Source organism: Sphingomonas sp., from assembly GCF_019746015.1.
Classification (GTDB): domain Bacteria; phylum Pseudomonadota; class Alphaproteobacteria; order Sphingomonadales; family Sphingomonadaceae; genus Sphingomonas.
Map to the genome: position 1 here is coordinate 1 of NZ_JAIESM010000030.1, position 8,323 is coordinate 8,323.

Annotated in this window: 10 protein-coding genes; all 10 read right to left on the reverse strand. The window is 72.7% G+C overall.

Annotated elements, in window-relative coordinates:
- Positions 1-739, reverse strand: a 739-nt coding sequence (locus K2Y03_RS04290) for an outer membrane beta-barrel protein (RefSeq protein ID WP_294088537.1), incomplete at its 3' end; no start/stop codon positions are given.
- A gap of 149 nt (positions 740-888) precedes the next feature.
- Positions 889-1,341 (reverse strand): DUF2793 domain-containing protein, encoded by a 453-nt coding sequence (locus K2Y03_RS04295; RefSeq protein WP_294088539.1) that lies wholly within the window; start codon positions 1,339-1,341, stop codon positions 889-891.
- Between the two features lie 10 nt (positions 1,342-1,351).
- The gene (locus tag K2Y03_RS04300; protein ID WP_294088541.1) at positions 1,352-3,481 is read right to left on the reverse strand and encodes a phage tail protein; all 2,130 of its coding nucleotides are present in this window, start codon (positions 3,479-3,481) and stop codon (positions 1,352-1,354) included.
- Positions 3,482-3,484: 3 nt separating this feature from the next.
- Positions 3,485-3,883: a peptidoglycan endopeptidase gene (locus tag K2Y03_RS04305; RefSeq protein WP_294088543.1), complete on the reverse strand. Its 399-nt coding sequence runs from the start codon at positions 3,881-3,883 to the stop codon at positions 3,485-3,487.
- The gene (locus tag K2Y03_RS04310; RefSeq protein ID WP_294088545.1) at positions 3,880-4,680 is read right to left on the reverse strand and encodes a DUF2163 domain-containing protein; all 801 of its coding nucleotides are present in this window, start codon (positions 4,678-4,680) and stop codon (positions 3,880-3,882) included. Before K2Y03_RS04310 ends, K2Y03_RS04305 begins: the two co-directional genes overlap by 4 nt.
- Complete coding sequence (locus K2Y03_RS04315; RefSeq protein WP_294088547.1) at positions 4,673-6,961, reverse strand: DUF2460 domain-containing protein; 2,289 nt, start codon at positions 6,959-6,961, stop codon at positions 4,673-4,675. The genes K2Y03_RS04310 and K2Y03_RS04315 overlap by 8 nt, the downstream gene beginning before the upstream one ends.
- Positions 6,962-6,977: 16 nt before the next feature.
- Positions 6,978-7,553 carry a tail tape measure protein gene (locus K2Y03_RS04320; protein WP_294088549.1) on the reverse strand — a complete coding sequence of 192 codons (576 nt, stop codon included), beginning with the start codon at positions 7,551-7,553 and terminating at the stop codon, positions 6,978-6,980.
- On the reverse strand, positions 7,546-7,737 hold the full coding sequence (locus tag K2Y03_RS04325; protein ID WP_294088550.1) for a phage tail assembly chaperone: 192 nt from the start codon (positions 7,735-7,737) through the stop codon (positions 7,546-7,548). The genes K2Y03_RS04320 and K2Y03_RS04325 overlap by 8 nt, the downstream gene beginning before the upstream one ends.
- Positions 7,738-7,739: 2 nt before the next feature.
- Positions 7,740-8,051, reverse strand: a complete 312-nt coding sequence (locus K2Y03_RS04330) for a gene transfer agent family protein (RefSeq protein ID WP_294088552.1) — start codon at positions 8,049-8,051, stop codon at positions 7,740-7,742.
- Positions 8,048-8,323 (reverse strand): phage tail protein (locus tag K2Y03_RS04335; RefSeq protein ID WP_294088553.1); only part of this gene is annotated, 276 nt, incomplete at its 5' end. The genes K2Y03_RS04335 and K2Y03_RS04330, both read right to left, overlap by 4 nt.

Below are 8,323 nucleotides of genomic sequence, written 5' to 3' on the forward strand. Positions count from 1 at the left end.
GCGGGGGAGGCGGCGGCGGCGGCGGCGGCGGGGGCGGCGGCGGGGTCGCGCCACCGAAATTGTAGGTGATGCCGCCCATCAGGCTGTGCGACCGGAAGGTGCCACCGAAGTTGCGGCCGGTGATGTCGACGAAGCGCGCGTTCGGCGCGGTGAAGAAGCGATACTTCAGCGACACGTCCAGATGCTTGCTGATCGGCGCACGCACACCAGCCAGCGCCTGATAGGCGAAGCGGGTGTCGCTGTCGTTCAGGAAGGCGCCGCCCTGGCCCAGCGCATAGCCGCTGGCCGAGACGCGGGCGATACCGACACCGCCGCCGACGAAGCCCTGCAGCTCGTCATCAGCGCCGAAATCGAGCAGCGCGTTGGCCATGAAGCTGAGCGCATTGGTGTTGCCGCCCACGCCACGGTACGAGCCCGTGGGCACATTGATGATCCGGCCATTGTTGATCAACGGGGTGGTGGTGAACTGCGACTGATAGTTGCGCACGGTCGCGCGGCGATAGCCGACTTCGGCTTCAACGCGCACCGGGCCGAGATCATAGCCCACATTGCCCGAGATATCGAAGCCGTAATCGTGCGACGTGTTGCTCGCCTGACGAATGGTCCCGATGTTATAGTTGATGTTCTCGACGACCGCGACACCGCCATCGACGCCAACATACCACGCCTTGTCACGAGCAAGGGCGGGCGTGGCGATGGCGGTGGAGGCGAGCGCCAAAGTGATGGCAAGCTTCCGCATCATTGTCCCCTTTCAAAATCGTCTCTACGGACTGCTCCAACTCACTACCCAATGCCCAGTTTCCGCGCAAGCGCGCAAATCGCCATAAGTGTTGCGTCGCGGCAACAACTTATGAAATCCCGTAACAGGAATTACATCTTTCGCGCATGCTAAGGGGCAATCAGGCCGTGTGCGGCAAGCGCGGCGAGAATCGCGCCGATGGCCGCGCGCGCCGGCGAGTCGATGGTTTCGCCTCCTTGCGGCGGGGCAATTGCGGGCAGCGGCGCCAGCTGCCACGCCCCGCCGCGATGGCGGGCCGGGCGCGCATCCGCAATCGACCAGACGGTCATCCCCTCCAGCGGCGCGACGAAGCGCCAGCCGCCGCCGGTCCAGCCGGCAATCGCCCCGGCCTGCCCGGCCCAGGCGCCGGCGGGCGTCGCCCCCACGATCCAGGCCTGGCCCAGGGCGGGCGATGGCGGCGGCGCGTTCAGCCCCAGCGAGTCGACCACCGGCTGCACCGCCAGGTCGAGCAGCACCAATGCCTCGTTATGATAAAGCTCCTTCTGCGCCTGTCCGGGCTGGAGCAGGGGCAGCGCCAGCCGCGCGCTGGTCTGGTCGGTCATATCGCGTCTCCTATCGATCGAGCGTGAGGACAGCAGGCGGGGAGGCGGCAAAGGTGCCGAGCTGGCAGACTTCCACCCGCCCCGCCGGCAACAGCGCGCGGTCGATTCGGGGCTCGCTCGTCTCGGCGGTGAACAGCAGCGCGTCGCCGTCGCGCACGCTCAGCCGGTAGCGTTCGCGCTCCTCGGCCAGCGGCGCGTCGCCGCCATCGGCCCAGCGCCAGCCGGCGCGGCTCCGCCGTGCCCAGCGCAGCTCGTCCGCCGCCACCCGCAGATGCACCGGCGCCGGCGGGGCGAGCGAGGCGCCGGTCAGAGTGACATCGGCGCGCACCGGGCCGTCACCATCGCCCGCCCCGCTCGCCAGCAGCGCCACCGGCCCGCCGAGCGCGGCGAGCGGCAGCGCGACCGTGGCCATGTCGCCCGGCGCCAGCAGCACGAAACGGTCGCCTGCGCGCTGGGCGCCGGCCGCGCTTTCGGTGCCGCGCCGTCCGCGCAGCAGCGTCGACAGCCGCCAGCGATTGTCGCCCAGCGGCTCGGCCCGGCCGAACTGGAGCAGCTCATCGCCCGCCAGTGCCAGATTGGCCCCGGCATCGAGTGCGGCGGCATCGGCATCGGCGAGCGGCATTGCGCCATGCGCCAGCACCACCTCGACGCTGCCCGCCCGGTCGATCAGCGCGCTGCCGGCGCGGCGCGGCACCGTGGCGAGCGTGCCGAGAATGGCGGGCGTGGCCGCCTCCCCTGCCCCCTCCCACCGCGCGCCGCCATCGGTGGAGACGAGCAGCGCGGCGCGCCGCCAGCCCGGCTCGGTGCCGGCCGCTGCCACGACGAGCCGGGGCGCGGCAAGCACCACGTCGTCGAGCGCGGGCAGCTCGGCGGCGTGGAGGAGGGTACGGCCCGGCACCGCATCGGGGCTGGCCAGCACCCGCCCCGCGCTCGCCCCGGCCGAGGGCGCCGCGCGGCCCAGCCGCACCAGTTCAAGCGTCAGCACCATCGCCTCCAGCGACCAGTCGGCCACGCGCCAGCGGCCGGGCTCGCCGGCGATGCGGACGATATCGCCCGGCTTGATCGCCAGAGCGGCCGGGCTGAGCGCAATCTGGCGGCGCTCGCGGGCGGCCTCGGCGCGGGCGAGCGCGGCTTCGGCCAGCGCCTGCGCGTCGGCGGCGGAGAGCGCGGCGGCAAGGTCGATCCGCCCGGCGCGGTTCCCCGCCCCCGGCCGGCGCGCCTGCTGTACCCCGGCCTGAAAATCGCGCGCGGGGTCGTAATAAGCGAGCGTCAGCGTGCGCGGTACGCTGTCGAGCGGGGCGATCTCGCGCTGGCCACGCGGGCGGCGCTCGCGCGCGGCAAAGCCGGCATCCTCGATCAGCGGCGCCGGCCCCGCATCATGGCATAGGCGAAGCCCGGCGCCGTCGGGCGCGAACCAGCCGCCGCCCGCCGCCGCCAGCGCCGCCAGCACGCCGCGCGCGCTGTCGCCATAGGCCGAAAAACCGCCCAGCGAAAAACCGTCCGTCCCGCGCACCAGCCCGGCGGACAGCGCCTGCGCGATCTGCGCATCGCCCACGGGTGCCGCATCCGCCACCACTTCGAAGGTGAGCGAGGGGATGCGGTTGCCATAATCGGCGAGCTGAAACTGCTCGAACACGGCATAGGCCAGCCCCCGGTGCGCCGGTGCCCGCGCGCCCTCAGCCGCCGCGATCAACGGGTCGGGCAGCTGGTCCTCGCCACCCAAATGGAGCCGGAAGCCGGTCGGCGTCTTGAAATCGCCCGCCGCGCCGCGCAGCAGCTTGCCATCGGCCCAGATCCGCCCGACGCTGAGGATCGGCCGCGCGGAGAGCGCGACTGCGAACGACACCGAATAGCTGTAGCGGGTGACGCCGGGCTGGCCCTTGCCACCGCTGTGGCTGCGGCTTTCAATGAGGTCGGTCGACCAGATCACCGTGCCCGCCACGCGCATTGTGCCGAACAGGCGCGGCAGCGGCGTGCCATAAGCGGAGGTCTGTACCGACAGCTGGCTGAGCCGTGGCCCCTCGCGCCCGGGCGGGCGGAACAGCTGGCGGTCGATCGCCTGGCCCGCCACCGCGCCGATCGCGGCGCCAATCGGCCCGCCGATCACGCCGCCGACAATCGTCAGAACCGCGCTTGCCATGTGTCACTCCTGTTCGGGCAGCCGCCAGGCGGCAATCAACGGCCAGGGCGGCGCGCCGGGCCGCTCGACCACGCAGCGCAGCGCCGCATCGGCATGGATGATGCCCGCCTCGCTCGCGATGGCGAGGTGCAGCTGGCCCGGGCCGCTGGCGAACAGCATCACGTCGCCCGGGCGGCGGGGCGCGGGCGCCGGCACCAGCCCGGCGGCGGCGATGGCCGCCGCCACGCGCGCCGGATCGCCGCTGCGCAGGCCATAGCCGCTGGGCACCGCCGCCCCGCATCCGGCGGCGTGGCAGGCATGGGCCACCAGCCCGACACAGTCAAAGCCATGGTCGCGGCAGCGCCCGTGCAGGCGGAAGCGCACGCCGATACAGCCGCGCGCAGCGGCGACGACCGCGTTCATGCGCCGGGATAGCGGGTGAGCAGGTCCATGCCCGGCAGGAACGGCTCGCCCCGGAAATTGCGGGCATTGGCAAAGCGGCCGGCGCAGGTGGCGATGGTCTTGTCGCACCCCTCGACAAGCTCGGCCAGCGTACCGGGCGCGGGCGGGTGGCGCGGCGGCATGCGCAACGTCACCGTCACCCCGTCAGAGGCGGCAATCATGCCCTCCAGCCCGGCATTGGCGCCGCCCAGCCAGCGGATCAGCCCATGGCCATAGGCATTGGCGGCGGGCTCTGCCGTGTCGAGCGTCAGCACCGCGTCCTCGGCCGCCACCACCCGCACCTGGCGCCGGCGCCCGGCCATCGCCACCCGGCAGCGCCGGTCGCCCAGCTCGGCGCGGCAATGGGGCGCGGTTTCCTCCGCCACCGGCTGTTCGAGCGCGGCGGCAATGCCCTTCAGCTCGGCGGTGAAGCCGGTGCCGGCCAGCGCGACGGCGCCGATCACCCCCGCGCCCAGCGCCACGCGCGCGTCGCCGCCGGCCCAGTCGACCGCGAACAGGCTGATCTCCGCCCCGTCCCAGCGGCCGTCGATCAGGTCGCCGGCGCGGATCGCCGCGTCGGACAGCGCACCGCTCACGTCCATCGTCTCGGCGGTCAGCGCGTCGCCGCGCTTGATCGCCGACGGCGTCATGCCGGGCGCCGCGCGATAGCGTTCGCCGTCGATCACCAGATCGCGGTCATGGTCGGTCAGCCCCAGCGTCACGCCGTCGCGGCGCGCGATCCGCCAGCACAGGGCAAGGGTGGTGAGCGTGTCAGTCATCCTCGCGCAGCTCCAGCAGCGGCACGCTGGGCGCGGCCCCGGCCAGAAAAGTGGCGCGGGCCACGCTCAGCCGGTCCTCGGCAAAGCGCACCGGCACGTCAAAGGCAAAGCCCGCCGTCACCAGGGCACCCGGCGGCGGTGGCGCATCCAGCACCAGCTGCCCCAGCGGGGCGAGGGTGAACGCGGCGGTCTCCACCCCCGCCACCGCCACCCGCACCGATCCCGCGACCGGCCGGGTGATCCGCCGCGCCTGATCGCCATAATGTTTGACCAGCGCAAAGCGGCGGCGCGTGCCGTCGCCGGCGCCCAGCCGCTGATCGAGCGGGGTGACCGGATCGGCGGAGGCGGCATCGAACGGGTCGCGCAGGCGAAACCCCCGCGCCGGCCCCAGCCGCGCGCGAAAGAAGGCAAGCAGCGCGGCGATGTCCGCCTCAGACCGCACCCCCGGCCACACATCATAGCGGGTGCGCGCGCCCTGCCAGCCGGCGTTGCGTGCCTCATGCCCGCCGGCGCTGGTGACGATCGCGGTGGCAAAAGCGGGGCTCACTTCCACCTCGCGGCCCAGCGCGAGCGGGAACAGCACATCGTCGAAAGGCGCCACGGCCTCGTCTCCCTCGCTGAAATGAACATAGCCGTCGCGCAGCACCTGCGGCAGCGCCCAGATGAAGGTCGGCCCCCCCCCCGCGCGCGCCGCCTCCGCCGCGTCGTGGATGAAGCGCCACTGCGCGCTCTGGTCGGGGCGCAGCACGAAGCCGGCCAGATAATGCTGCCGCGCCGCCGGATAGCCCAGCCGGGCGGTCGCGCGGGCAATGCCGGCCGCGCTCTGCGTCAGGTCGCCGGCCTGCACCCAGGTATAATCCTCCAGCTGCAGGATATCGAAGGCGGGCGCTGCCCAGCCGGCGGGCATGTTCATGCGATAGGTTTCGGGCTGCGCGCGGTCGAGCAGGCTGGGCAGATAGGCGAGCAGCAGCGTCTCGCACCCCGGTGCCTCGTCCCGCGCTGCCGCCGCCAGCGCGGCGGTCGATTGCGCGAGCAGCGCGCCCGCCGCTTCCAGCAGCGCGATCACGGCGGGCGGCTGCGGCCCGATCAGGTTGACGGGCGGTGGATTACCCAGTGCTTCGCGCGCGCGCGCGTCATAAAGGCAGGGGCGACCATCGGCGGTGACCCACCACCACGGCTCCCCCACCTGAAAGCGCGGTCGCTGCCCGGCCGCCACCGCAATCGCCAGAAAGGCGCGCGCCACTGCCTGAAGATAGGCCATCGCGCCGGGGTGCGCGGGGCTGAGCAGGGTGGAGGGCGGCACCCAGCCGGTGAGCGCAGGGGCGCCATCCGCGTCGCGCTGTTTCCAGTCGCCCCAGCAATGCGCGTCGAACAGCTCATAGCTCAACGACCAGATGATCTCATAGCCAAGCGCGCGGGCGCGGGCGGCGAACTCGCGGTGCCAGGCGGCGCACGGCGTGCACAGCGCGCCGCCGGCTAGGCTGACATAAAGCCCGCCCGAATGCGGCTCGAGCCGGAAATAATGGCTCATGCCGACATAATGGTTGATCGCGCCGCGATAACCCAGCCGCAGCGCCGCGCGCAGCAGCCGTTCCGGCGTCAGGTGATAGCTGTCGTCATAGCCGCTGGCGATCGCCAGGCCATGTTCGGGCAGCACGACATCGCCGATGGCCAGCACCGCGCCGGGGCCGTCAACCACGATCTCGCTCAGCTCCACCCAGCCTTCGGCCGGCGCGGCCAGCACCGCATCGGCGCCGCTATAGCCGGGCGGCACCAGCGAGATGAACATGCGGTCGACATCGCCGGCAAACACCGGGTCGGCCTCCCCCGGCAGCAGGAAGCCGCCGTCAAGCCTTGCGAAATCGAGCGTGACGACCGCATCCTCGGGGTGCCCGCGCGCATAGTTCCACAGCCGCACATACCAGGCGCGCGGCGCGCCGCCCGCGTCGCGCCCCTCGATCGTCAGCACCGGGCCGTTCACCGCATCAAGCGGCATGATCCCGCCCGAGCGCCAGCGAAAGCGCAGCCGCACATCGCGGAAATCGCGCACGGTTTCATAGGCGAGCAGCGGGTGATCATGGCGGTCCTCCGCCGCCCAGATCAGCCCGGCCAGATCGTCCGCGCGGTAGAAGACCGCATCGACGCGCAACGCGTCGGGCGCGGTCGTCACCACGCTCGCCATCATCGGGCGCGGGAAGTTGACCGTCCAGTAAACCGGGTCGAAGCGGGTGATGTAACCCGCTGCCTGCCCCGACCGCGCGCGTGCCAGCCAATAGCCCATGGTGGTCCTTTCAGTGTCAGTCGGCGCGGTCGAGCGCGGCGCGCACCGCGCGCGCCAGCTGCCGGCTCGACTGGGCGAGTGCCTGCGGGGCGGTGTCAGCCGGGGCGGCAATGGTGATGGCGATGTTCAGCGCGCGGCCCGCGCTGCCGCCGGGCACCACCTGGCCGCTGGCGGTCGGCACGAACAGCTCCGGCCCACGTTCGCCGACCAGATAGGCGCGCCCCGGCGCCACCGGGCCGCCGGTCGCGCGGCCGGGCAGGCCCAGCAGCCCGCCAATCGCCGCGAACAGCCCGCCCGCGCCGCCACCGCCGCCGCGCCCACCGCCGCCGCCCAGAATCGCGTCCAGCCCGGCGCGCACCGCGCTTGCGGCAATCTCGTTCAGCACCGAAAGCGCGATGCGGCCCAGATCCTCAAAGCCCAGCCGGCCGGTGCGCACCGCGCGCAGCAGCGCGTTTTCGATGCCGCGCCCGGCAGTTTCGGCGCCGCGCGCCAGCGGGCCGTCGATCGCCGCGCGCATATCGGCCACGTCGCGGGCAAAGCCCGCCGTGTCGGCGCGCACGCTCACCACCAGCCGTTCGATTTCCTCATCCATCGGGGAATTGCTCCATCAGCGCGCGAAGCTGGGTTGCGTCAGGCGGCGCGGTGCCGCCATCACCGGCGAGTGCGGCGATCAGGCTGGCGAGTTCGGCCGGGGTCGCCGCCCAGAAAATGTCGGGGCTCCAGCCGAACAGCACGCCCGCCAGCCCGGCCAGCCGCGCGGCGCGTTCACCAAACATCGCTAGCGCCCGGCCAATATCTGTTCGAGCAGGGACTTGAGCGCCGGCGTCGCGCGGGCCAGACCACCGGCCGCCAGCCCTTCGGCAAAGGCGTCGCGGGTCAGCCCCTCGGGCCGCTCGGCCAGGCAATGCCAGAACAGCGCGGCCAGCTCGGCCAGGCGCAGCTCGTGCCGGGCGGCGCGCTCGACCAGCGCGAACAGCGGGCCCAGCTCCTGTTCGGCGGCGACCAGCGCGGCAAAGCTGGGGCGCAGCACCAGCGCCGCGCCGCCCACCATGATCGCCGCCTCGCCACGCGCGGGGTTGGCGCCGCTCATGCGCTCACCACCGGGCCGGAGCTTTCGAGCGCCAGCGTATAGCTGCGCTCGCCGTTGAAATCGCCGGCATAGTCGAGCCGGGTGACCAGAAAGGCGCCGGTCATCGTCTCGCCGCTTTCAAAGCTCAGCCGATAGCGGTCGATCTGGCCGGCAAGCGCATTGGCCTTCAGCCGCGCTTCGGCGGCCGAGCCGGTGAACACGCCGGCGCCCGACACGCTGACCGAGCGCACCCCGGCGCCCGACAGCAAGTCGCGCCAGCCGCCCGAGTCCTT